Origin of the sequence: Acidovorax soli (genome assembly GCF_900107605.1) — a bacterium.
Classification (GTDB): Bacteria; Pseudomonadota; Gammaproteobacteria; order Burkholderiales; family Burkholderiaceae_C; genus Acidovorax; species Acidovorax soli.
Genome location: NZ_FNQJ01000019.1, coordinates 21,889 through 43,885 on the forward strand (window position 1 = coordinate 21,889; position 21,997 = coordinate 43,885).

General features: G+C 61.7%; 20 protein-coding genes, 3 tRNA genes and 2 pseudogenes. 15 read left to right on the forward strand and 10 right to left on the reverse strand.

The window, feature by feature from the left end; genetic code table 11:
- Nucleotides 1-9: 9 nt before the first annotated feature.
- The 3 genes from rapZ to BLW02_RS12710 are packed head-to-tail and all read right to left on the reverse strand — an operon-like array spanning nt 10 to nt 3,442.
- Nucleotides 10-873: an RNase adapter RapZ gene (gene rapZ / locus BLW02_RS12700; protein WP_092699216.1), complete on the reverse strand. Its 864-nt coding sequence runs from the start codon at nt 871-873 to the stop codon at nt 10-12.
- Nucleotides 874-878: 5 nt separating this feature from the next.
- Nucleotides 879-2,543, reverse strand: a complete 1,665-nt coding sequence (gene recN, locus BLW02_RS12705) for a DNA repair protein RecN (protein ID WP_092699140.1) — start codon at nt 2,541-2,543, stop codon at nt 879-881.
- Nucleotides 2,544-2,545: 2 nt separating this feature from the next.
- Nucleotides 2,546-3,442 (reverse strand): NAD kinase, encoded by an 897-nt coding sequence (locus BLW02_RS12710; RefSeq protein WP_026437150.1) that lies wholly within the window; start codon nt 3,440-3,442, stop codon nt 2,546-2,548.
- A 28-nt stretch (nt 3,443-3,470) separates the two neighbouring features.
- Here BLW02_RS12710 and hrcA point away from each other — a divergent pair, with 28 nt between their 5' ends.
- Both hrcA and BLW02_RS12720 read left to right on the forward strand, forming a co-directional pair.
- Nucleotides 3,471-4,475 carry a heat-inducible transcriptional repressor HrcA gene (hrcA, locus tag BLW02_RS12715; protein WP_092699142.1) on the forward strand — a complete coding sequence of 335 codons (1,005 nt, stop codon included), beginning with the start codon at nt 3,471-3,473 and terminating at the stop codon, nt 4,473-4,475.
- A 204-nt stretch (nt 4,476-4,679) separates the two neighbouring features.
- Nucleotides 4,680-4,758, forward strand: a tRNA-Ile gene (locus BLW02_RS12720).
- A 63-nt stretch (nt 4,759-4,821) separates the two neighbouring features.
- Here BLW02_RS12720 and BLW02_RS12725 read toward each other — a convergent pair.
- A complete protein-coding gene (locus BLW02_RS12725; RefSeq protein WP_092699144.1) occupies nt 4,822-5,304 on the reverse strand; it encodes an Lrp/AsnC family transcriptional regulator in 483 nt (160 codons plus the stop codon).
- Between the two features lie 107 nt (nt 5,305-5,411).
- Here BLW02_RS12725 and mdeB point away from each other — a divergent pair, with 107 nt between their 5' ends.
- The 4 genes and pseudogenes from mdeB (at nt 5,412) to greB (ending at nt 9,055) form a co-directional block, all read left to right on the forward strand.
- The gene (gene mdeB / locus BLW02_RS12730) at nt 5,412-8,018 is read left to right on the forward strand and encodes an alpha-ketoglutarate dehydrogenase (RefSeq protein ID WP_244273686.1); all 2,607 of its coding nucleotides are present in this window, start codon (nt 5,412-5,414) and stop codon (nt 8,016-8,018) included.
- A pseudogene (locus BLW02_RS12735) lies at nt 8,015-8,155 on the forward strand (biotin/lipoyl-containing protein); the annotation flags it as partial. The gene mdeB and the pseudogene BLW02_RS12735, both read left to right, overlap by 4 nt.
- 174 nt (nt 8,156-8,329) lie before the next feature.
- Nucleotides 8,330-8,406: transfer RNA gene (locus BLW02_RS12740), tRNA-Arg, on the forward strand.
- A gap of 79 nt (nt 8,407-8,485) precedes the next feature.
- A complete protein-coding gene (gene greB / locus BLW02_RS12745) occupies nt 8,486-9,055 on the forward strand; it encodes a transcription elongation factor GreB (RefSeq protein ID WP_092699148.1) in 570 nt (189 codons plus the stop codon).
- Between the two features lie 29 nt (nt 9,056-9,084).
- Here greB and BLW02_RS12750 read toward each other — a convergent pair whose 3' ends face one another.
- From BLW02_RS12750 to BLW02_RS12765, 4 genes are all read right to left on the reverse strand, one after another.
- Nucleotides 9,085-11,364 carry a RelA/SpoT family protein gene (locus BLW02_RS12750; protein WP_092699150.1) on the reverse strand — a complete coding sequence of 760 codons (2,280 nt, stop codon included), beginning with the start codon at nt 11,362-11,364 and terminating at the stop codon, nt 9,085-9,087.
- Between the two features lie 94 nt (nt 11,365-11,458).
- Nucleotides 11,459-11,662: a DNA-directed RNA polymerase subunit omega gene (gene rpoZ / locus BLW02_RS12755; protein WP_005794722.1), complete on the reverse strand. Its 204-nt coding sequence runs from the start codon at nt 11,660-11,662 to the stop codon at nt 11,459-11,461.
- A gap of 16 nt (nt 11,663-11,678) precedes the next feature.
- Complete coding sequence (gmk, locus tag BLW02_RS12760; protein ID WP_092699152.1) at nt 11,679-12,299, reverse strand: guanylate kinase; 621 nt, start codon at nt 12,297-12,299, stop codon at nt 11,679-11,681.
- A gap of 36 nt (nt 12,300-12,335) precedes the next feature.
- Complete coding sequence (locus tag BLW02_RS12765) at nt 12,336-13,253, reverse strand: YicC/YloC family endoribonuclease (protein ID WP_208859730.1); 918 nt, start codon at nt 13,251-13,253, stop codon at nt 12,336-12,338.
- A 75-nt stretch (nt 13,254-13,328) separates the two neighbouring features.
- On the opposite strand from BLW02_RS12765, the gene BLW02_RS12770 reads away from it, so the two are divergent.
- The 5 genes from BLW02_RS12770 to hemW all read left to right on the forward strand — a co-directional run bounded on the left by BLW02_RS12770 (nt 13,329) and on the right by hemW (nt 18,220).
- Nucleotides 13,329-14,345 (forward strand): serine/threonine protein kinase, encoded by a 1,017-nt coding sequence (locus BLW02_RS12770; protein WP_092699156.1) that lies wholly within the window; start codon nt 13,329-13,331, stop codon nt 14,343-14,345.
- A complete protein-coding gene (locus tag BLW02_RS12775; RefSeq protein ID WP_092699158.1) occupies nt 14,342-15,244 on the forward strand; it encodes a PP2C family protein-serine/threonine phosphatase in 903 nt (300 codons plus the stop codon). The genes BLW02_RS12770 and BLW02_RS12775 overlap by 4 nt, the downstream gene beginning before the upstream one ends.
- A gap of 195 nt (nt 15,245-15,439) precedes the next feature.
- Nucleotides 15,440-16,168, forward strand: coding sequence for a ribonuclease PH (gene rph / locus BLW02_RS12780; protein ID WP_092699160.1), 729 nt, complete (start codon nt 15,440-15,442; stop codon nt 16,166-16,168).
- 45 nt (nt 16,169-16,213) lie between these two features.
- A complete protein-coding gene (rdgB, locus tag BLW02_RS12785) occupies nt 16,214-16,816 on the forward strand; it encodes an RdgB/HAM1 family non-canonical purine NTP pyrophosphatase (protein WP_092699162.1) in 603 nt (200 codons plus the stop codon).
- Nucleotides 16,817-16,975: 159 nt separating this feature from the next.
- A complete protein-coding gene (gene hemW / locus BLW02_RS12790; RefSeq protein ID WP_092699164.1) occupies nt 16,976-18,220 on the forward strand; it encodes a radical SAM family heme chaperone HemW in 1,245 nt (414 codons plus the stop codon).
- Between the two features lie 125 nt (nt 18,221-18,345).
- On the opposite strand, the gene BLW02_RS12795 is transcribed toward hemW, so the two are convergent.
- Nucleotides 18,346-18,669, reverse strand: coding sequence for an I78 family peptidase inhibitor (locus tag BLW02_RS12795; RefSeq protein ID WP_244273687.1), 324 nt, complete (start codon nt 18,667-18,669; stop codon nt 18,346-18,348).
- 270 nt (nt 18,670-18,939) lie between these two features.
- On the opposite strand from BLW02_RS12795, the gene BLW02_RS12800 reads away from it, so the two are divergent.
- The 4 genes and pseudogenes from BLW02_RS12800 to arsB all read left to right on the forward strand — a co-directional run bounded on the left by BLW02_RS12800 (nt 18,940) and on the right by arsB (nt 21,541).
- Entirely contained in the window at nt 18,940-19,263 is a 324-nt protein-coding gene (locus BLW02_RS12800) for an ArsR/SmtB family transcription factor (RefSeq protein ID WP_092699168.1), read from the forward strand.
- 16 nt (nt 19,264-19,279) lie between these two features.
- Nucleotides 19,280-19,729, forward strand: a pseudogene (locus BLW02_RS12805) (ArsI/CadI family heavy metal resistance metalloenzyme); the annotation flags it as partial.
- Between the two features lie 108 nt (nt 19,730-19,837).
- Complete coding sequence (locus BLW02_RS12810) at nt 19,838-20,323, forward strand: arsenate reductase ArsC (RefSeq protein WP_092699220.1); 486 nt, start codon at nt 19,838-19,840, stop codon at nt 20,321-20,323.
- A 192-nt stretch (nt 20,324-20,515) separates the two neighbouring features.
- On the forward strand, nt 20,516-21,541 hold the full coding sequence (arsB, locus tag BLW02_RS12815) for an ACR3 family arsenite efflux transporter (protein WP_092699170.1): 1,026 nt from the start codon (nt 20,516-20,518) through the stop codon (nt 21,539-21,541).
- A gap of 241 nt (nt 21,542-21,782) precedes the next feature.
- On the opposite strand, the gene BLW02_RS12820 is transcribed toward arsB, so the two are convergent.
- A tRNA-Ser gene (locus tag BLW02_RS12820) sits at nt 21,783-21,870 on the reverse strand.
- Nucleotides 21,871-21,997 lie beyond the last annotated feature (127 nt).

The window sequence follows — 21,997 nt, forward strand, 5'->3', positions numbered from 1 at the left end:
TACCCGTTTTTAGCGGCCATCCAGCTCGCGATGGCGTCGTAGAACGGTCCATCGGTCGCTGAATACCTGGGCCAATTGCTCCACGAGATAGACGGATCTGTGCTGACCGCCCGTGCATCCGACGGCTACCGTCACATAGCTTCGGTGGTTTCGGTCCAGCATGTCCAGCCAATAGGAGAGAAATTTCTCGATGTGCTGGCCCATCAGCCCCACATCCACCTGCTGGCGTAGAAAGTCCGCGACGGGGGCATCCAGTCCTGTCAGGTCGCGCAGCGCGGGTTCGTAATGGGGGTTGGGCAACATCCGGACGTCGAACACATAGTCGGCATCCACGGGAATTCCCCGCTTGAATGCGAACGACTGGAAAACCAGTGTGAGCTGCCCCGGCGCCGATGGCATCAGGTCTTTGACATAGCTCTGGAGCTGGGATGCCCTTATCGTGCTGGTGTCTATGACATGTGCCTGCTCCCGCAGATCGGCCAGCAACTCGCGCTCCAGTTCAATCACCTGCGTGAGTGCTCGACGGCCATCTGGAACATCATCATGCGACAAAGGATGGCGACGCCGTGTTTCAGAAAAACGGCGAACCAGTGTTTCTGTGGTGGCATCCAGGAAGATGGACTGAACAATCACCCCCTGTTTGCGCAGACGGTCCAGTTCCCGGGGTACTTGCGGTAGTGACGTGGCGCTGCGCACATCCATGGCGATTGCCACGCGGTTCCCGTGGTGCTTGTGTTCCAGTGCAACAAAGGCGGGGAGCAATTCAGGGGGCAGGTTGTCAACGCAGTAATAGCCGGAATCCTCCATCGCATGCAACGCCACGGATTTTCCCGAGCCAGACATCCCGGTGATCAGCACAATTTCCAGGGACATGGTCATCAACTCTTTATCGGGGTAGCGGCAAGGCCCAGCATTTCGCTGGCATGCGCCAGGGTGGTTCCAGTGGGGTGTTCACCGCCGAGCATGCGGGCCACTTCTGCAATCCGCTGCTCGCCCGAAAGCGGCGCGACAGTGCTGGTGGTTCCGGCCGCATCGCGACGCTTGGACACCATGAGGTGGTGGTCTGCATAGGCTGCCACCTGCGGCAAGTGGGTGACTGCCAGCACCTGCCGGTCGCGCCCCAGTTGCCGCATCAATCGACCCACTGTTTCTGCCACGGCCCCTCCGACGCCGGAATCCACTTCGTCAAAAACGAGGGTGGGTGCCGTACCCAGTTCGCTGGTGGTCACGGAGATGGCCAGGGAAAGCCGTGACAGCTCTCCGCCAGATGCGACCTTGCCGATGGGGCGCGGCGTCATGCCAGGGTGGCCTGCCACGAGAAAGGCAACGTCGTCCAATCCATGCAGTGCGGGTTCAGAGGCCTTTGTCACCGAAACCTCAAACACGCCTCCCGTCATTCCCAGGCCCTGCATCGCCTGTGTGATGGCTGCGGACAGCTGGGGAGCAGCCTTTGTCCTACCGCGCGAAATGGCGCGTGCGATGGTTTGGTAGGCTTTGGCGGTGCTCGCCTGGGTTGATTCGAGGCTGGCGAGGTCGGCTGCAGCGTCCAGACGCAACAGTTCTGTTTTCCAAGCTTGCAGCAAGGCGGGCAATTCTGAAGGTTGACGCTTGTAGCGCCTCGCCAGAGTCATCCATTGCGACACGCGCAGGTCGAGATCTGCAAGACGTTCCGGGTCCAGGTCGGTACGTCTCAGATAGGCTTGCAGCGAGCGGATGACATCGCTGGTTTGCGCCAGGCTGGACGAGAGGATATTTGCCAGGTCGCCAAATGCCGGTTCAAGCTGTTCGTGGTTTTGCAGTCGTGAGACCGCGCGCGTCAGTCTGGAATGTGCGCCCGACTCCTCCTCGTCAAGGGTTGCCAGTGCATCCTGAGCGGCTTCCAGCAGCGTGTGGGCGTGCGAGAGACGCTGGTGCTGGATTTCCAGGTCCACCCACTCATCGTCTCCGGGGGCCAGTTTGCTGATTTCAGCAATTTGCCATTGCAGCCGCTCGCGCTCTTGCTGAAGAGATGATTGGGCCGCACGTGCTTCCTCCAGGATCTTCTGGGCGACACGCCATTGGGTCCAGCTTGCGGCCAATTCCTGCAGCGAAATACCCGCATAAGCGTCCAGCAAGCCGCGCACGGAATCCGGGCGGGTCAGACTCTGCCATGCGTGCTGGCCATGAATGTCCAATAGTTGATCCCCGAGATAGCGCAGTTGTGTTGCGGTCGCCGGCGTGCCATTGATCCACGCTCGGCTTTTCCCCTGGGTGTCCACGGTTCTGCGCAGTAGCAAGATATCGTTGGCCTCTATCCCCGCTTCTTCGAGCCATGGCTGCAAGTGGTGGGGGGAATCGAATTCCGCGCACACATCGGCATGGCGGGCACCTTCACGCACGTACCCTGCATCCGCGCGAGCGCCCAGTGCCAGTTGCAGCGCATCCACCAGAATCGATTTGCCGGCCCCGGTTTCCCCGGTCAACACGGTGAAGCCTGTCTGTAGATCCAGAGCAAGTTCTCGAACAATCACGAAGTCCCGCAGGGTGATTCGCCTGAGCGCCATGATCAGGAGCCCCCTTCGTTCCAGCGTAACTTCTTGCGCAGTGTCGCGAAATAGTTCCAGCCGAGCGGGTGCAAGAACCGGACGCTGTGCTCGGAGCGCTGAACAAGAATCCGGTCACCGTGCAGCAGTGACGCCAGAGACTGCATGTCGAAATTGGCGCTGACGTCCCTGCCACTCACTATCTCGACGGCCACTTCGGTGGCGTCCGATAGAACGATAGGGCGGTTTGAAAGGGTATGGGGTGCAATCGGAACCAGTACCCACCCTGGGATGGACGGATGGAGCATGGGGCCGCCCGCGGAAAGTGCGTAGGCTGTTGATCCGGTGGGTGAAGCAATGATGAGCCCGTCAGCCCTCTGGTTGGCCACGAATTGCCCGCCCACTTCCACGCGAAGCTCCACCATGCCGGATGTGGCTCCGCGGTTCACCACGACATCGTTCATGGCAAGGGCTTCGAAAACCGTGGCCTGCCCACGAACCACGCGTGCGCGCATCAGGGGGCGCAAATCCTCTTCGTACTCTCCGCAAAGCATGGGAGTGAGCGCCGCCTGAAAGCTGCCGAAGGGGATGTCGGTGATGAAGCCCAGGCGTCCCTGATTGATTCCGATCAGCGGGGTGCCATAGCGCGCGAGCTGTCGACCGATGCCGAGCATGGTGCCATCTCCGCCAACGACGAGCCCCAGCTCGCATTGGGCACCAATGGTGTCCACGTCCATGGCGGGATAGGCGGTCAGTTTGGTATTGATGGCGGTTTCTTTTTCAAGCACCACCTGACATCCCTGGCGAACCAGAAACTGAGCTATCTCTTCGAGGGCGTGGCGCGAGCTATCGGCCATGGCGCCTGCAGCAGTTGCCTGATACTTGCCGATAAGCGCAACATGGCGGAAATTGGACGTCATCGCGAAATTACATCATTAAAATCATTCCATGCTCGATGACCGTGCCAAGTTGTTGCTGAAAGCGCTGGTCGAGCGCTACATCGCCGATGGGCAGCCTGTGGGTTCTCGCACCCTGTCGCGCGCTTCCGGGTTGGAGCTGTCCCCGGCAACGATACGCAATGTCATGGCGGATCTGGAGGAACTGGGGTTGATCGCAAGCCCCCATACGTCCGCTGGAAGGATCCCCACGGCGCGTGGCTACCGCCTGTTTGTGGACACCATGCTGACGGTGCAGCGGGACCCCCTGACGCCGCCACAACTGGCGCCAGAGCAGCCGCAAAAAGTGATTGCCAATGCGGCGCACCTTTTGTCGAACCTCTCCCAGTTTGTGGGCGTCGTGATGGCGCCGCGGCGCACCTCCGTGTTCCGCCATATCGAATTTCTTCGACTTTCGGAGCGCCGGTTGCTGGTGATCATTGTTTCACCGGAGGGCGATGTGCAAAACCGTGTCATCTTCACCGAGGTGGACTATTCACAGTCGCAGTTGATCGAGGCCGCCAACTTCCTGAATGCCCACTATGCCGGTTTGGCCATGGAGCAAGTCCGTGAAAAGCTCAAATCGGAGGTGGACATGCTGCGAGGGGAGATCGCTTCATTGATGCAGGCTGCGGTCAACATCAGTTCGGAAGCCCTTTCCGAAGCCCAGGATGAAGTCGTCATTTCTGGCGAAAGAAACCTGCTGGCAGTGAGCGATTTCTCTAGCGACATGGGCAATCTTCGCAGGGCCTTCGATTTGTTCGAGCAGAAAACCCAGATACTTCGCCTTCTGGACATCTCCAGCCAGGCAGAGGGCGTCCGTATCTACATCGGCGGAGAGAGCCAGGTTGTGCCGTTCGAAGAGCTTTCGATTGTTAGCGCACCTTACGAAGTGGATGGCAGAGTGGTGGGTACGCTGGGGGTGATTGGCCCCACCCGCATGCCCTATGACCGGATGATTCAGATCGTGGACATCACTTCCAAGCTGGTGTCCAACGCGCTCAGCTACCGCAAATAAACACCCTACAATACTTGCAGTGCCCCGTCTGCTTCAGCGTTGGCGCGAGGGGCGTTAGCTCAGTTGGTTCGAGCAGGGGTCTCATAATACATCGTTCAAGATGTTGAGGTGGGGCAATAAGCTCAATAAAATCAACAGCTTGCACGGGGGTGTTGCGAAAGCGAAGCCACCGTGTAATAGCCAAGTAACAAAGCCAAAAATTTCGGGACGCTAGCTCATGCTTGGTTAGAGCAGTAGACTCATAATCTATTGGTGCCGTGTTCGACTCACGGGCGTCCTACCAAAACAAAACCCCAGCCCTCACCATCTGGGGTTTTTTCGTTATGGCACCCCGCGAAGCCCCCGGCTACAAATTGTGCAGTGGCAACGCAGTTTTGTAGCGTACCTGCTTGAGTGCAAAACTGGAGCGGATTTTCTCTACCTGGGCAATGGGCGAGAGCTGTTCCAGGATGAAGCTCTCCAGCGTAGGCATGTCAGGCACGGCCACACGCAACAGGTAGTCGGCATCCCCCGTCATGAGGTAGCACTCCATTACCTCATCACGGATGGTGATGCGTTCTTCAAATTCCTGCAGAGTCTGGCGGCTCTGCTGCTTGAGGCTGATGGAGATGAACACGTTCAGATGCAGCCCCAGCTGTTGCGCGTCGAGCAACGCCACGTATTGCCGGATCAACCCCCGTGCTTCCAGCGCCCGCACGCGGGCCAGACAGGGAGAGGGCGACAAGTGAACCCGGCGGGCCAACTCGACATTGGACAGGCTGGCGTCAGCCTGAAGCTCGGACAGAATCTTCAGATCGGTAGCATCGAAGTGATTTGTGCTTTGATTCATGGTACTGGCAGTGTTTTGTGCCTTTTTTTGATTTTATAGATCGCAGTTCAACATCAACTGCCTGCCATTGATCCCTACAGTCTTGATCTTCTCGGGAGACCCTTGCCATGAACGACATGACCCAGCAGAGCCATTTCACCCAGCTGACTGCGGCGGACACCAATCCAACAGAAACCCAGGAGTGGCGCGATGCCTTGCTGTCGCTGGCCGCCACCGAAGGTTCGGCACGCGTGCGACAGATCCTGGATGAACTGGCCCGCCTGGCACGCACGCAGCGCATAGGCTGGCAGCCCGAGCTGAACACGCCTTACATCAACACCATCGGGGTTGAGCAGCAGCCGGTGTTCCCCGGCGACCTTGCCATCGAGGAGCGCCTGGCCTCGCTGATGCGCTGGAACGCGCTGGCCATGGTGGTGCGCGCCAACCAGGCCTACGGCGAACTCGGCGGCCACATCGCCAGCTACGCCAGCGCGGCCGATCTGTTCGAGACCGGTTTCAACCACTTCTTCCATGCGCGCAACGCCACGCACGGCGGTGACCTCGTGTTCTTCCAGCCGCACAGCGCGCCCGGTGTGTACGCCCGCGCGTACCTCGAAGGCCGTCTGAGCGAGGCCGATCTGATGCACTACCGCCAGGAGATCACCGCGCCTGAGAGCGGTGCGCGCGGCCTCTCCAGCTACCCGCACCCGTGGCTGATGCCCGACTTCTGGCAGTTCCCCACCGGCTCCATGGGCATCGGTCCGATCAGCTCCATCTACCACGCGCGCTTCATGCGCTACCTCACGCACCGCCAGTTGCTCGATTGCGGTGCACGCAAAGTCTGGGGCGTTTTCGGCGACGGCGAGATGGACGAGCCCGAGAGCATGAGCGCGCTCACGCTGGCCGCGCGCGAGAAGCTCGACAACCTGGTCTGGGTGGTCAACTGCAACCTGCAGCGCCTGGACGGTCCGGTGCGGGGCAACGGCCGCATCATCGACGAGCTGGAAAAGCTCTTTGCCGGCGCGGGCTGGGATGTGATCAAGCTGGTCTGGGGCAGCGACTGGGACGGCCTGTTCGCACGCGACACCACCGGAGCCCTGGTGCGCGCCTTTGCCAATACGGTGGACGGACAGATGCAGACCTTTGCCGCCAAGGATGGCCGCTTCAACCGCGACAACTTCTTTGGCCAGAACCCCGAGCTGGCAGCGCTGGCCCAGGGCATGACCGACGAGCAGATCGATCGTCTCAAGCGCGGCGGTCACGACCTGGTGAAGATCCACGCCGCCTATGCGGCTGCTTCGGCCCACACCGGCCAGCCCACCGTCATCCTGGCGCAAACCAAAAAAGGCTACGGCATGGGCAGCGCGGGCCAGGGCAAGATGACCACGCACAGCCAGAAAAAGCTGGACGAGACCGATCTGATCGAATTTCGCAACCGCTTCAATCTGCCACTTACCGACGAGCAGGCCAAGGGGCTGGAATTCTTCAAGCCCGCGGATGACAGCCCCGAAATGCACTACCTGCGCGAGCACCGCGCGGCGCTGGGCGGTGCCCTGCCGCAGCGCGAGACCGCGTGCACCGTGGTGCCGGTACCCGCGATCGACCGCTACGCGCAGTTCGCGCTCAAGGCAGATGGCAAGGAGATGAGCACCACCATGGCCTTCGTGCGCATGCTCGGCACTCTGCTCAAGGAGCAGGAGCTGGGCCCGCGCATCGTGCCCATCGTGGCCGACGAGGCGCGCACCTTCGGCATGGCCAACCTGTTCAAGCAGGTTGGCATCTACAGCAGCGTCGGCCAGCGCTACGCGCCCGAAGATATCGGCTCGGTGCTCTCGTACCGCGAGGCGCTGGAAGGCCAGATCCTGGAAGAAGGCATCAGCGAGGCCGGTGCCATCGCCAGCTGGACGGCTGCAGCCACCAGCTACAGCGTGCACGGCCTGGCCATGCTGCCGTTTTACATCTACTACTCCATGTTCGGCTTCCAGCGCGTGGGCGACGCCATCTGGGCCGCTGCCGACCAGCGCGCACGCGGCTTCCTGCTGGGGGCCACATCGGGCCGCACCACGTTAAGCGGCGAAGGTCTGCAGCACCAGGACGGCAGCAGCCACCTGGTGGCTGCCACCATTCCCAACTGCAAGGCCTACGACCCGGCGTTTGCGGGAGAGCTGGCCGTGATCATCGACGCGGGCATGCGCGAGATGCTGGTCGAGCAGCAGGACGTGTTCTATTACGTCACGCTCATGAACGAGAACTACGCCAACCCCGACCTGCCAGAAGGCGCGGCCGGGGGCGTGCTGCGCGGTGGCTACCACTTCGGCAGCTACGGGCCACAGGGTGGCGAGCGCGTCACCTTGCTGGGCTCGGGTGCCATCGTCACCGAAGTGGTTCAGGCCGCCCAGCAGCTGGCTGACCACAACATTGGCGTGGACGTGTTCAGCATCACCAGCTGGAGCGAGCTGGCGCGCGACGGCATGGCGCAGGAGGCCCACGGAGCTGATGCCTATGTGGCGCAATTGCTGGCCGCCAGCGCAGGCTCCATTGTGGCCGCCACCGACTACGTGCGCGCCGTGCCCGAGAGCGTGCGCGCCTTCATGCCGCAGGGCCGGCGCTACAGCACGCTGGGCACCGACGGCTTTGGCCGTAGCGACACGCGCGCGGCCTTGCGCTCTTTCTTCAAGGTCGATGCGGAAAGCATCGTGGCGCGCGCCCTGGCCGACATGGGAGTGAAAGCATGAGCATCGTAGAAGTGAGGGTCCCGGACATTGGCGACATCGACGAAGTGGCCATCATCGAAGTGCTGGTTCAACCCGGCGACACCATCAAGGCCGGGCAAAGTCTGATCACCGTGGAGTCTGGCAAGGCCTCGACCCAAGCTTTCTTGTATGAGAAAGTTCATGAATCTGGGGGAGGGACCCTTCCGGTTGCATTACAATCGCAGCTGTGATTTGAATGAGCGAACACTGACAGCAGATGATGCTGTGAGTGGTTGTCAAAAATAGTGTGAAGTTCAGATAAATCTGATTTTCATGCTATAATTCAAAGCTTAGCGGCTGTAGCTCAGCTGGATAGAGTACTTGGCTACGAACCAAGGGGTCGTGGGTTCGATTCCTGCCAGCCGCACCAATGTTTAAAGCCTGCAACTGAAAAGTTGCAGGCTTTTTCATTTGCCGATTGCTTTTCTTCTTTCGGGCAAGATGCAGCCATGAGCAAAGCCTTTACCAAGGAAGCGGATGCCGACGACGATGGTGATCTGACTTCACCACCGCTTCCGGTCGGTGGAAAAAACTACATCACCCCGCAAGGTTACGCTCGACTGCGGTCGGAGCTCTTGGCGTTGATCGACACCGAGCGCCCCAAGATCGTGGACATCGTTCACTGGGCTGCCAGCAATGGCGATCGTTCCGAGAACGGGGACTATCTCTATGGCAAGAAGCGGTTGCGCGAAATTGACCGGCGTATCAGGTTTCTGACCAAACGCCTGGAGATCGCTGAGATCGTGGATCCAGCCATCCACCAAGGAGGCGACCAGGTGTTTTTTGGTGCAACCGTTACGTACCTGGAAGATGGCAGTGTGGAGCGTACTGTCACCATCCTGGGGATTGATGAGGCCGATGGCAAACGTGGTCAGGTCAGCTGGATATCCCCGGTAGCGCGTGCGCTCCTGAAGTCCAGGGTGGGTGACGAAATTTCACTGGCCGCACCGAGCGGCTTGCATCGCCTGGAAGTGCTGGACGTTCGGTACCCCGGCAAACCAGTGCAAAAGGGGATCTGACACTGTATTGCCGATGTTCCGTTGTTTCATCAGGCCTGCGGGATGACGCGAGACGCTCGAATCACGGCCTGTGTGCGCCGCAGGCCCCGCAATGCTGTTTCGAGATGGGCTTGATCCCGCACCGCCACCACGAAGCGCAGATCTGTGGTGTCCAGCGCTGCCTCGTCGTCCATGTCCACGTGGGTGATATCGGCTTCCGAATTGGCGAGTTCTGCGGCCACGCGTGCCAGCACACCTTTGCCGTTGCTTACAGTAACCACCACTCCCGTCTCAAACATGCGAGCGGGTTCGTCTGACCAGTCCACGGCGATAAAGCGTTCGCTGTCCTTGTGCTGCAGCCGTTTGGCTACGCTGCAATGCGCATTGTGAACCACCAGACCCTCTCCGCGGCCGAGGTATCCGACAATGCTGTCCCCGGGGACGGGGCGGCAACAGTGTGCGTACTGGACTGAAGCATTTTCGCTGCCATCCAGCGTCACCGCACCCTGAGACAATGTTTCATGGGATGTATAGCGTTCGCGGGTCATGAGCAGCGCATCGGGCCGGTGTCCATGCTCCGACATCAGAACCATGAGGCGCTTGGCCACAATGCTGGCGATGCGCTTGCCGAGGCCCAGGTCTGTCATCAGCTCATTGCGCGTACGGTTTCCGGTGAAGCGCAGCAACTTGTCCCACATGGGCTGGGTTTCGGCATCCATGGGTGGGAGGCTCACCAGGCCTTCGGCACGCAGGGCCTGGGTCAGCAACTTCTCGCCCAGGCTTTCCGATTCTGTCTGCGCCAGGGTCTTGAGATAGTGACGTATCTTGGAGCGTGCACGGCCCGTTCGTACAAATCCGAGCCATGCCGGATTGGGTGTAGAGACGGGGGCCGTGATGATTTCCACCACATCGCCATTTTTCAGCTCGGTGCGCAGCGGCACCAATTCATTGTTGATCTTGCCCGCAGTGGTGCGGTCACCCACGTTGCTATGGATGGCATAAGCGAAATCGACAACGGTCGCGCCCCGTGGCATGGCCATGATCTGGCTTTTGGGCGTGAAGACATACACGGCATCCGGGAACAGGTCGACCTTGACGTGATCCCAGAACTCGGCGGCATCACGGGTTTCATTCTGAATATCCAGCAGCGATTGAAGCCACTTCGTGCCCAGGCGCTCGGCCGCGTTGCCGTCGCTGTCCTGGGCCTTGTAAAGCCAGTGTGCCGCAACGCCTGCCTCCGCAACCACGTGCATTTCGTCCGTGCGCATCTGGAACTCGATGTTCACGCCCGAAGGGCCCACCAGGGTGGTGTGCAGTGACTGGTAGCCATTGAGCTTGGGAATGGCAATGTGGTCTTTGAACTTTCCGGGCACCGGCTTGTACATCTGGTGCAGGATGCCCAGGGCCGTGTAGCAGTCCGTGACGTTGGGGACAATCACCCGAAAGCCATAGATGTCCGTAACCTGTGCAAAGCTCAGATGCTTGAGATCCATCTTCTGGTAGATGGCATACAGCGTTTTCTCGCGCCCTGCCAGGCGAACCGACATGCCAATGCGGGAAAATGCAGCATCCACTTCCGCCTGCACCTTCTGCACCAGATCACGGCGCCGGTTGCGCGACTTGTTGATCGCCTTGGAGAGGGTGTGATAACGCCATGGATGCAAATGCCGGAAGGCCAGGTCCTGCAACTCGCGATACGTCTGGTTCAATCCCAGCCGGTGGGCAATCGGTGCATAGATCTCCAGCGTTTCAGAGGAAATCCGGCTCCATTTGGTGCGCGGCATGTCGGACAGCGTGCGCATGTTGTGCGTGCGATCTGCCAGCTTGATCAAAATCACGCGAACGTCGCGCGCCATGGCCAGCAGCATCTTGCGGAAGGACTCGGCCTGGTTTTCCTCGCGCGTATTGAACTGAAGCTTGTCGAGCTTGGTGAGTCCATCCACGAGTTCGGCCACAGGGGCACCAAAGCGGTCAATCAGATCGGCCTTGGTCACGCCGCAATCTTCCATGGCGTCGTGCAGCAGTGCCGCCATCAATGCCTGGGCGTCCAGCTTCCAGCTGGCGCATAACGCAGCCACGGCGATCGGGTGGGTGATATAGGGTTCGCCGCTGTTGCGCAGTTGGCCCAGGTGTGCTTCGTCGGCAAAGCGGTAGGCCTGTCGCACCAGTTCGATGCTGGCGGGGTCCAGGTAATCAAGGCGGTCTGTGAGCGCGGCAAAACTGGCCGCCGCTGCATTGGCGGCTGCCGCTGACGCACTGACCGTGCCCGAAACGGGGTTGTCGTCGGGCCGAATTTGCGTTGCGGAAAATGAATTGAGCACCGCGTTCATGCCTTAAATGTAGCGCGGCAGTGCGGGAGACGCCCATAGCGCAAAAAAAAGCACCGCTGTGCGGTGCTTTTTGTCCAAGGTGCCGGTTGAACAATCAACCGGGAACCTTCTTCAGCATTTCCAGGCCAACCTTGCCTTCGGCGATTTCGCGCAGGGCCGTCACGGCGGGTTTGTTGCGGCTTTCGATGCGCGGGGCATGGCCCTGGCTCAGCATGCGCGCGCGGTATGTGGCGGCGAGCACGAGCTGGAAGCGATTGGGAATCTTTTCCAGACAGTCTTCTACGGTGATGCGTGCCATCGGTGTTCTCCGGGAATCAGGTGATATTGAGCGACTGGAAGGTGTCAGCACGGGCGCGGCGCTGGGCGGCGTACTTGAGTCGCTGGGCGTGAACTACGGCTTTCAGGTCGAAAAGCGCGCGCTCAAACAACTCGTTGATTATAACGAAGTCGAATTTGCTCACTTGGGCCATCTCTATGGCTGCGTTCTTGAGGCGAACTTCAATGACATCCGCCGAATCTTCACCCCGCCGTTCCAGGCGCGAGCGCAACTCTTCCCAGCTGGGCGGCAGGATGAAGACAAGGATGGCGTTGGCAAAAGCTTTCTTGATCTGCAGCGCCCCCTGAAAGTCGATTTCCAGGATCACGTCCGAGCCCTGTGCGATGCGCTCCTCGATGGCCTTCTTGGAGGTGCCATAGCGGTTGCCATGCACCCTGGCCCATTCCACAAAGGCGTTGCCCTGCACCATGGCGTCGAACTCCGGTTCTGACGCAAAAAAGTACTCGCGGCCATGTTTTTCCTGCCCGCGCGGTGCACGGGTGGTGTGCGAAATGGATGGGTGAACGTGGGAGTCGAGTTCGAGAAGTGCCTTGACCAGGCTGGATTTGCCAGCACCGCTGGGAGCAGCCACTACAAAGAGATTTCCAGGGTAATCCATGGTTGATGTTCGCTGGGTGCTATCAAAAAATGAGTATCACTCGATATTCTGCACTTGCTCGCGCATCTGCTCGATCAACACCTTCATGTCGACACTGATGCGGGTGAGGTCCAGGGCTGCCGATTTGGAGCCCAGGGTGTTGGCTTCGCGGTGCAGTTCCTGGATCAGAAAATCCAGGCGTTTGCCGACTTCGCCGCCTTTTTGGAGCAAGCGCTCGATTTCGTCCAGGTGCGAGTTCAGGCGCGTGATTTCTTCTGCGACGTCGATGCGGATGGCAAAGGCCGTGGCCTCGGTGAGCGCGCGGTCGCGTGCCGCTTCTGGCAGGGTGGAGCCGTCGGTCAGGGCCATGGCTTCTTTCCAGCGTTCCATGAAACGCTGGCGTTGCTGCTCGACCAGCAGGGGCACCATGGGGCCCGCCTGTTGCGCCAGGCTGCGCAGCTGGCCGAGCCGGTCGTGCAGCATGGCGGCCAGGCGCTCGCCTTCGCGTGCGCGTGCCGCCAGCAATTGTGCGAGTACCTCTTCCGCCAGAGGGGGCACGGCCTCACTCCAGTCCTCGGGGCCGGCGCCGGCATTGGCGCACAGGCGCAGCGCATCCGCGACAGTCAGGGGCGCGGCCTGGGGCAGCCAGGATTTCACGGCATCCTGCAGCGAGTTGATGCGTTGCAGCAGGCGCGGCGCCGGATCCTGGAGGCTGCTGCCATCGTCGTTTTCCAGCGCGGCACGCACTTCCACCTTGCCTCGCTTGAGCTGCGCGGTCAGCAGACTGCGCAAGACGGGTTCCAGGGCGCGCAGTTCGTCGGGAAGCCGGAATGACAGGTCCAGAAAGCGGCTGTTGACCGATCGGATTTCAAGCCCCAGCCGGCGGCCGTGGGGGGCGCGGGTGTCGGTATCAGCGCCAGTGGCAGAGGCGCCATGCTGAGCGCTGGCGTATCCGGTCATGCTGTAAACTGGCATTGGACTTTTTGATGGTTGCTTGCGATCCGGCGATTATCCGGGTTCCGCTCTACACCCGCGTCATCTTCGCAAAATATGTCAAAAATCAAGCCGGCGCCCTTGCCTCCCGACACCACCATTGGGGGCTACCGTGTGGTCCGCCGGTTGTCCTCCGGCGGTTTTGGCGTGGTTTATCTGGCGCTGGATGCCGAAGGCCAGCAGATCGCCATCAAGGAGTATCTGCCATCCTCCCTGGCCACCCGTGCCCCGGGGGAGTTGCTGCCCAAGGTGCCACCCGAAAAGCTGTCGCTCTACCGCCTGGGTCTCAAGAGTTTCTTTGAAGAAGGCCGCGCGCTGGCTCAGATCTCGCACGCCTCGGTGGTCAGCGTGCTCAACTTCTTCCGTGAAAACGAAACCGTTTACATGGTGATGAACTACCTGGAAGGGGCCACCCTGCAGGATTTCATCATCACCGCGCGCGACCTCAAGACGCAGAAGGTGTTTCGCGAGTCCACCATCCGCTCGCTGTTTGACGAGGTGCTGCGCGGCCTGCGCATCGTGCACCAGCACAAGATGCTGCACCTGGATATCAAGCCCGCCAACATCTTCATCACCGACGACAACAAGGCCGTGATGATCGACTTCGGCGCCGCGCGCGAGGTGCTGTCCAAAGAGGGCAACTTCATCCGCCCCATGTACACCCCCGGCTTTGCCGCGCCCGAGATGTATAGGCGCGATTCGTCCATGGGCCCCTGGACCGATATTTATGCGATTGGCGCCTGCATCTACGCCTGCATGCAGGGCTTTCCGCCCAACGAGGCGCCCCAGCGCATCGAGAAAGACCGCCTGTCGCTGGCGCTGACCAAGCTGCGTGGCGTGTATTCGGACAACCTCATCGAGGTGGTGGAATGGTGCATGGCGCTCGATCCGCTGTCGCGCCCGCAGTCGGTGTTTGCGCTGCAAAAAGAGCTCAGCCGTGAAGGTGAACGTCGCTATACCAAGCTTTCTGTGACCGAGAAAATGCGTCTGCAGCTCGACACCCTGGTGTCCGACACCAAGAAAAATGTGCAAAAAGTGGGTGAAGCCACGGGAATCGGGGCCAAACCCAAATGAAATTCTCTGTATTCCAGATCAGCCGCCGCGGGGGACGCGAGAAGAACGAAGACCGCATGGGTTACTGCTACACGCGCGAAGCGGGCCTGTTCGTGCTGGCCGACGGCATGGGCGGGCACCCCGAGGGCGAGGTGGCTGCGCAGATAGCGCTGCAAACCATTTCGTCCTTGTTCCAGCGCCAAGCCAAGCCGCAGCTCGACAATGTGCAGGAGTTCCTGTCGTCCGCCCTGCTGGCGGCCCACCACCAGATCCTGCGCTATGCCTCCGACAAAGGCATGCTCGACACGCCGCGCACCACGCTGGTGGCTGCCGTGGTGCAGGCCGGCGCCACCTCGTGGATCCATTGCGGCGACTCGCGCCTGTACATGGTGCGCGGTGGAGAGTTGCTGAGCCGCACGCGCGACCACTCCTACCTCGAATTGCGCAATGCCCCGCCGCCGGGGCTGGACCGCATCAATCGCAACGTGCTGTTCACCTGCCTGGGCTCGCCCACCAAGCCCATTTACGACGTCACCGGCCCCGTTTACCTGGAGCAGGGTGATCGCATCTTGCTGTGCTCGGACGGCCTGTGGGGTTCGCTCAGCGATGAGGACATTGCCACCCAGCTCAGCCAGCAGACGGTGTCGCATGCGGTGCCCGATCTGGTCGAGAACGCTTTGCGCAAGGCAGGCGAGGGCAGTGACAACGTCACCGTGGTCGCGTTCGAGTGGGAAACCCCTGACACCTTCGAGTCCACGCAAGGTGTGTCGACCGACAGCATCAGCGACGATGTTTTTGCCTCGACCATCCAGGCCGGCCCGCTCGATGGGCTGGTGGATGATCTCGACGATGATGCCATTGAGCGATCCATTGCCGAGATCAACGAAGCCATCCGCCAGTCCGCTGCACGCAAAGCATGACAACTCCCTGAGTCGCTGCGCACCTTCCCCCTTCTCCCGATTTGCGGGGCCGTTCGGGATAGGGGGCACCGCCAGCGCGGCGGTTGCAGGCCTGGGCCGCGTGCATTGCAGGGGCCTGGTCTGACGGACGGGCTCGTTGACATGGGCCTTGGGGGCCATGCAGGAGTTCTGCCCATTTTTGACACCGGAAACCACATGACCACTTTCAACCGCACCGACGGCCGCGCCGCCAACCAGCTGCGCCCCGTGCGCATCACGCGCCACTACACCATGCATGCCGAGGGCTCGGTGCTGATCGAGTTTGGCAATACCAAGGTGCTGTGCACGGCCTCGGTGGAAGACAAAGTGCCGCCGCACCAGCGCGGCACGGGCGAGGGCTGGGTGACCGCCGAATACGGCATGTTGCCCCGCGCCACGCACCGGCGCAGCGACCGCGAGGCGGCCAAGGGCAAGCAGAGCGGTCGTACACAGGAGATACAGCGCCTGATTGGCCGCTCGCTGCGGGCGGTATTTGATCTGAGGCTGCTGGGCGAGCGCACCATTCAGCTCGACTGCGATGTGATCCAGGCCGACGGGGGCACGCGCACCGCCGCCATCACCGGCGCCTGGGTGGCGGCGCAGGACGCCGTGAGCCAGCTGCTGGCCAGCGGCAAGATCGCGGCGAGCCCCATCCTGGGGCCGGTGGCCGCCATCTCGGTGGGCATCGTGCAGGGCACGCCGCTGCTGGATCTGGAATATGTGGAGGATGTGGGCTGCGACACCGACATGAACGTGGTCATGACGGGGGCGGGCCACTTCGTGGAAGTGCAGGGAACGGCAGAGGGTGTGGCCTTTACCCGGGCCGAGATGGACCAGCTGCTGGCACTGGCCGACAAGGGTGTTGCCGAACTGGTGAGTCTGCAACAACAATCGCTATTAAAATAATAGCTAATTGCGATTCATGCACAAGCGCTACAGACCATTTTTACTATGAAACTCGTTCTTGCCTCCAACAACCGCGGCAAACTGGTCGAACTGCAGGCCATGCTGGCGCCGCTGGGCATTGAGCTGGTGCGCCAGGCCGACCTGGGCGTGGGTGAGGCCGAAGAGCCGCACCGCACCTTCGTCGAGAACGCGTTGGCCAAGGCGCGGTTTGCCAGCGCGCACACCGGCCTGCCCGCGCTGGCCGACGACGCCGGCCTGTGCGTGGACGCCTTTGGCGGCCTGCCCGGTGTGGACACGGCTTATTACGCCACCCAGTTCGGCTACGAGAAGGGCGACGACACCAACGTGCGCGCCCTGCTGGAGCAGATGCAGGGCCAGGACAACCGCCGCGCAGCCATGGTCAGCACCCTGGTGGCCGTGCGCAGCCCGCAAGACCCCGAGCCCCTGATTGCCGTGGGCCGCGTGGTGGGCGAGATCACGCGCGCGCCGCGCGGCAGCAATGGCTTCGGCTTCGACCCCGTGATGTTCATCCCTGAGTTTGGCCAGACCTTTGCCGAGCTGCCCACCGAAGTCAAGAACGCCCACAGCCACCGCGGCCGTGCGGCACAGCAGATGCTGGCGTTGATGCGCGAGCGCTGGTGTGTATGAAGTACCCCTCTGAGTCGCTTCGCGCCTTCCCCCCAGGGGGACACCGCCAGCGCATGTACGCCGATGCATTGGCGGCCCTTGTGCGGCGGTCGCGCGTAGGGCCGCTCGCGCTACAAGCGGCGGCTGCGGCGTGAGTGCTCTGAACTTTTGATGCTTTCAATGGCTATTCCCATCCTTCCTGCAACGGATGCCGCCCCCGCCGTGGTGCGCGACATCCAGCACTACATGCGACCGGGGCTGCTGCAGCTCACCAGCCTGCCGCCGCTGGCCCTGTATGTGCACCTGCCCTGGTGTCTGAAGAAATGCCCCTACTGCGACTTCAACTCGCACGAGTGGCGCGAGACGGGCACTGCGGGCGCGTTGCCCGAGGCCCGCTACCTGGATGCCCTGGTGGCCGACCTGGAGGCGGCGCTGCCCCTGGTGTGGGGGCGCAGCGTGCACAGCATCTTCATCGGCGGTGGCACGCCCAGCCTGTTTTCACCCCGGTCCATCGACCGGCTGATCGGTGACATCCGCGCGCGCCTGCCGCTGGCCGCCGATTGCGAGATCACCCTGGAGGCCAACCCCGGTACCTTCGAAAAAGACCGGTTCCGCGCCTTTCGCGCGGCGGGTGTCACGCGCCTGTCGGTGGGCGTGCAAAGCTTCAACGATAGGCACCTGCAGGCCCTGGGCCGGGTGCACGACCGCGCCCAGGCCCTGGCCGCCGTGCAGGAGGCGGCCAGCGCTTTCGACACCTTCAACCTCGACATCATGTACGCGCTGCCGGGCCAGACGCTGCCCGAACTGGAGCAGGACATGGCCACGGCGCTGGCGCTGGCGCCGCAGCACATCTCCATCTACCACCTGACCATCGAGCCCAACACCTACTTCGCCAAGTTTCCGCCCGCCATTCCTGCGGACGATGACGCCTACGCCATGCTGGACCGCATCACCGAGATGACGGCGCAAGCCGGGCTGGCACGCTACGAGATTTCGGCCTACGCCCGGCCGGGCCATGCGTGTTTTCACAACACCAACTACTGGCAGTTTGGCGACTACTTGGGGCTGGGCGCGGGCGCACACAGCAAGCTCAGCTTTGCCCACCGCGTGGTGCGCCAGACGCGCTTTCGCGACCCGCGCCTGTACATGGACAACGCACTGGCGGGCCACGCCCTGGCGCAGGACGAGGAGGTGCGCCGCGCCGATCTGCCGTTCGAGTTCATGCTCAATGCACTGCGGCTGCGCGAGGGCTTTGCGCTGCAGGATTTTGTGGAACGCACGGGCCTGCCCCTGACCGCCATTGCCAAGGCGCTGGAGGAAGCCGAGCGCAAGGGCCTGATCACCCGCGACATGGCCCATGTGCGCCCCACCGAGCGTGGGTTTGATTTTCTGAACGATCTGCAGGCGCTGTTTCTGGCCGACTGACCGCCTGGTACACCGTCCCATTCTGTGAGAGGTGTTGGCATGAAATGGCCTAAAGCGCTTTAGGCCATTTCAACGGGAGCAAAAGGGCGATGGCCCCCGTGGTACCTCTGGAGGCAGAGCGTTGTTCAGCCGCAGCGCACCGCCGTGATGCGCCCATTGCTGTCCACCACCAGGTTCAGGCGTTCGGCGTTGAACTCCTGCGTCACCGGCTGGCGTGGGTGCAGCAGGCGTGCCATGGCGGCGCCCGAAGCCACCCGGGCCTGTTCGATCACCGAGGGCGTGCCCTGCTTGCCGATCACCCCCTGGGCGGGCGCCGCATTGCACACGCCACCCCGTGGCCCAGGGCCCACCGAGGCCGGAGGCGTCGCCCCGCCTGGCAAGCCCGAGCAGCCCGCCAGCAAGGCGGCGCACAGGCAGGTGGTCAGGGTGAAGGTTCGGCGCATTGGCATGGTTTTCTCCGGTGGGAATCTGGGGCGTGGCACGCCGGGTGAGGGGACACCTTATCTTGCGCCAGAGCCTGTGGCTGTCACCATGGGTAACCGGTGCGGTCTGGATTTTCGCCTCCCTTGCTCCGACGGTGCGCAGTTCTGGCCAAGACGTTGTGGTTCCGGGGCCGTGGTCGCGCGCACTGGGATGCGGGGCCGGCCGAGACGCGAGGTGTGCAGGGGGGGAATACCCATAATTGTTCAATAATTCGATAATTGTTGTATATTTGTCGAATGAACGAAATCGATGCTGTCCGTTCCCTCGCAGCCCTGGCCCAGGAAGTGCGCCTGCGGGTGTTTCGTGCGCTGGTCGTTGCCGGCAATGAGGGGCTGACACCCGGTGCGTTGGCGGAGTTGCTGGAGGTGGCACCCAATACCTTGTCGTTCCATCTCAAGGAGCTCACCCATGCGGGCCTGGTCAGCCAGGAGCGCCAGGGCCGCAACCTGATTTACCGCGCCTCGATCACCACCATGAACGAGTTGCTGGGATTTCTCACCGAAAACTGCTGCCAGGGCGCGGACTGCCTGGCGCCCCAGGCAAGGTCCTGCGCTTGCTGAAAATCAAGGAAACCCCATGAAAAGATTCCACGTCCACATCCATGTCGATGACCTCGCCAAGAGCATTGCGTTCTATTCCAGGCTCTTTGCGGCCGAGCCCGCACGCGTTGAAGCCGATTACGCCAAGTGGATGCTGGACGACCCGCGCGTGAACTTTGCCATCTCCACCCGGGGCAACCAGCCCGGGCTGGATCACCTGGGTTTCCAGGTGGACGACACCGCCGAGCTGGCGCAACTGAAGGCCCAGGCGGAATCGGCCGACATGGCGCTGCTGGACGAGGGTGCCACCAGCTGCTGCTATGCCCGCAGCGAGAAGCACTGGATCACCGACCCGCAGGGCATTGCATGGGAGCATTTCCACACGCTGGGCAATATCCCGGTGTTCAACGAGGCCGGCACTGCTGTGGCCACGGGTGCCTGTTGCACCCCGGCGTCGGGCCTCGAGACGGTGGCATCCGCGTGCTGCTCTCCTGAGGCCGGCGATGCCGGTTCTGCCTGCTGCACGCCTGCCGTCAAGGCAGAAAAGCCTGCTTGCTGTGCCCCGACCCCCTCCACGGAGCCCACCCGCAAACCCCTGAATGTGCTGTTTCTATGCACGCACAATTCGGCGCGAAGCATCCTGGCCGAGGCATTGCTCAATTCGATGGCGCAGGGCCGTTTCAAGGCCTATTCGGCAGGCAGCAGCCCCCGTCAGAACCAGCAGCCCCATCCCCTGGGCCTGCAGTTGTTGCAGAAAGCGGGCATCTCCATTGAAGGGTTGCGCAGCAAAAGCTGGGACGAGTTCACCCGGCCCGATGCGCCGCACATGGACCTGATCATCACCGTCTGCGACAACGCAGCCGGCGAGGTGTGCCCCGTTTGGCCGGGGCATCCCGCCTCTGCCCACTGGGGCTACCCCGACCCGTCCGAGGGTGATGCGCCTGAAGCCCAAAAAATGGAAGCTTTCCGCAAGACGATGCACATGCTCCATCAGCGTCTGGAGCTGTTGATCCACCTGCCCGGTGACAAGCTGGAGAAAGCCGCTCTGCAAGGCGCCGCGCGTGCGCTCGCCGTGCACTGACCCCGTGCGGCACCGTGATCGCGTGGGCTGGCTTGGTTTTCTGCGCACAGGCTGTGTGGAGCTGCGCAATGCCGGCGTGCGCTGGGGACGTTGAGCTCCCGTTGCGGAGTAATCGGATGGGGCGGCAGTGAACCAGGTGTTCAACGCCGTGCAGGGTTCAGTTTTTTGGATTGAATGAGGAAGAGGGTCACCATGGGGCTGTTTGAGCGGTATTTGACGATCTGGGTCGCGCTGGGCATTGCCGCCGGCGTGGCGCTGGGACTGGTTCTTCCAGATTTTTTTCAGGCCGTCGCGGGTCTGGAGCTGGCGCAGGTCAATCTTGTGGTGGCGGTGTTCATCTGGGTGATGATTTATCCGATGATGATCCAGATTGACTGGGCCGCCATCAAGGATGTGGGCAAGAAACCGCAAGGCCTGCTGCTGACACTGGTGGTCAATTGGCTCATCAAGCCGTTCACCATGGCTGCACTGGGCGTGCTTTTCTTTCAGCACCTTTTCGCCCCCTGGGTGGACCCCCAATCGGCCAGCGAATACATCGCCGGCATGATCTTGCTGGGCGTTGCGCCTTGCACCGCCATGGTGTTCGTGTGGAGCCAGCTCGTCAAAGGCGACGCGAACTACACGCTGGTCCAGGTGTCGGTGAACGATCTGGTGATGGTGGTGGCGTTTGCGCCCATTGCCGCGTTCTTGCTGGGTGTGACCAACGTCACCGTGCCTTGGGAAACCCTGGTTCTGTCCACCGTGCTGTATGTGGTGCTGCCCTTGGCCGCCGGCATGGCGACCCGCCACCTGCTGGCCAGGAGATCTCCCCTGGCGGTAGGCGCCTTGGTGGCGAAGCTCAAGCCCTGGTCCATCGTGGGTCTCATTGCCACCGTAGTGCTGCTGTTCGGCTTCCAGGCGGGAACCATCATTGAAAAACCAGCGGTCATCGGCTTGATCGCCATTCCCCTGGTGCTGCAGACCTACGGCATCTTCTTCATCAGCTGGTGGGGCGCCAAGCTGCTCAAGCTGCCCCACGATGTCGCCGGCCCTGCCTGCCTGATTGGTACCTCCAACTTCTTTGAGCTGGCAGTGGCAGTGGCGATTTCGCTTTTCGGCCTCAACTCGGGCGCTGCCCTTGCCACGGTGGTCGGGGTATTGGTCGAGGTGCCTGTGATGCTCTCGCTGGTGGCGATCGTCAATGCCTGGCGGCCCCGTGTTCACACGCCTCGCGCATGAGTTGGCGAGTGCTTGGGCTGACGCGTTTCATCGCTTCGAAAACCGAGTGCGATCCAGCGCCTGGATCTGGCTCTGCTCATCCACGCACAACACCATCGCCTTGACCGGCGGATCGGCGCTCTGTGTTGCGCTCTACCAAGTGGTGCGAACTCTCCGCAGATATAAAACCGGGTGCGGTGTGTCCTCGTCGACTTGACTGGTGATCGACGCTCAGCCTTGGTGGGATTCTTTGTTTGCTGTCTGGCGGAGACTGTGAGATTCGAACTCACGGACGGTTGCCCGTCGGCAGTTTTCAAGACTGCTGGTTTAAACCACTCACCCAAGTCTCCAGTTGGAAGCCGCGTATTCTAGCCCGCCCGCCGCAGTCCATTGGCGTGGCATGCCCAGTGACCCGAGCAGTGCGTTGGTGTCGCTGGCGGGCACCGGGGGCAGGGGCATTTCGGCGCCTGCGTTTGC

What these genes read in the sequence shown, in the direction of transcription:
- rapZ (WP_092699216.1), bottom strand. Translation starts at nt 873, where the DNA reads ATGTCCCTGGAAATTGTGCTGATCACCGGGATGTCTGGCTCGGGAAAA.
- recN (WP_092699140.1), bottom strand. Translation starts at nt 2,543, where the DNA reads ATGGCGCTCAGGCGAATCACCCTGCGGGACTTCGTGATTGTTCGAGAA.
- BLW02_RS12710 (WP_026437150.1), bottom strand. Translation starts at nt 3,442, where the DNA reads ATGACGTCCAATTTCCGCCATGTTGCGCTTATCGGCAAGTATCAGGCA.
- hrcA (WP_092699142.1), top strand. Translation starts at nt 3,471, where the DNA reads ATGCTCGATGACCGTGCCAAGTTGTTGCTGAAAGCGCTGGTCGAGCGC.
- BLW02_RS12725 (WP_092699144.1), bottom strand. Translation starts at nt 5,304, where the DNA reads ATGAATCAAAGCACAAATCACTTCGATGCTACCGATCTGAAGATTCTG.
- mdeB (WP_244273686.1), top strand. Translation starts at nt 5,412, where the DNA reads ATGAACGACATGACCCAGCAGAGCCATTTCACCCAGCTGACTGCGGCG.
- greB (WP_092699148.1), top strand. Translation starts at nt 8,486, where the DNA reads ATGAGCAAAGCCTTTACCAAGGAAGCGGATGCCGACGACGATGGTGAT.
- BLW02_RS12750 (WP_092699150.1), bottom strand. Translation starts at nt 11,364, where the DNA reads ATGAACGCGGTGCTCAATTCATTTTCCGCAACGCAAATTCGGCCCGAC.
- rpoZ (WP_005794722.1), bottom strand. Translation starts at nt 11,662, where the DNA reads ATGGCACGCATCACCGTAGAAGACTGTCTGGAAAAGATTCCCAATCGC.
- gmk (WP_092699152.1), bottom strand. Translation starts at nt 12,299, where the DNA reads ATGGATTACCCTGGAAATCTCTTTGTAGTGGCTGCTCCCAGCGGTGCT.
- BLW02_RS12765 (WP_208859730.1), bottom strand. Translation starts at nt 13,253, where the DNA reads ATGCCAGTTTACAGCATGACCGGATACGCCAGCGCTCAGCATGGCGCC.
- BLW02_RS12770 (WP_092699156.1), top strand. Translation starts at nt 13,329, where the DNA reads ATGTCAAAAATCAAGCCGGCGCCCTTGCCTCCCGACACCACCATTGGG.
- BLW02_RS12775 (WP_092699158.1), top strand. Translation starts at nt 14,342, where the DNA reads ATGAAATTCTCTGTATTCCAGATCAGCCGCCGCGGGGGACGCGAGAAG.
- rph (WP_092699160.1), top strand. Translation starts at nt 15,440, where the DNA reads ATGACCACTTTCAACCGCACCGACGGCCGCGCCGCCAACCAGCTGCGC.
- rdgB (WP_092699162.1), top strand. Translation starts at nt 16,214, where the DNA reads ATGAAACTCGTTCTTGCCTCCAACAACCGCGGCAAACTGGTCGAACTG.
- hemW (WP_092699164.1), top strand. Translation starts at nt 16,976, where the DNA reads ATGGCTATTCCCATCCTTCCTGCAACGGATGCCGCCCCCGCCGTGGTG.
- BLW02_RS12795 (WP_244273687.1), bottom strand. Translation starts at nt 18,669, where the DNA reads ATGCCAATGCGCCGAACCTTCACCCTGACCACCTGCCTGTGCGCCGCC.
- BLW02_RS12800 (WP_092699168.1), top strand. Translation starts at nt 18,940, where the DNA reads ATGAACGAAATCGATGCTGTCCGTTCCCTCGCAGCCCTGGCCCAGGAA.
- arsB (WP_092699170.1), top strand. Translation starts at nt 20,516, where the DNA reads ATGGGGCTGTTTGAGCGGTATTTGACGATCTGGGTCGCGCTGGGCATT.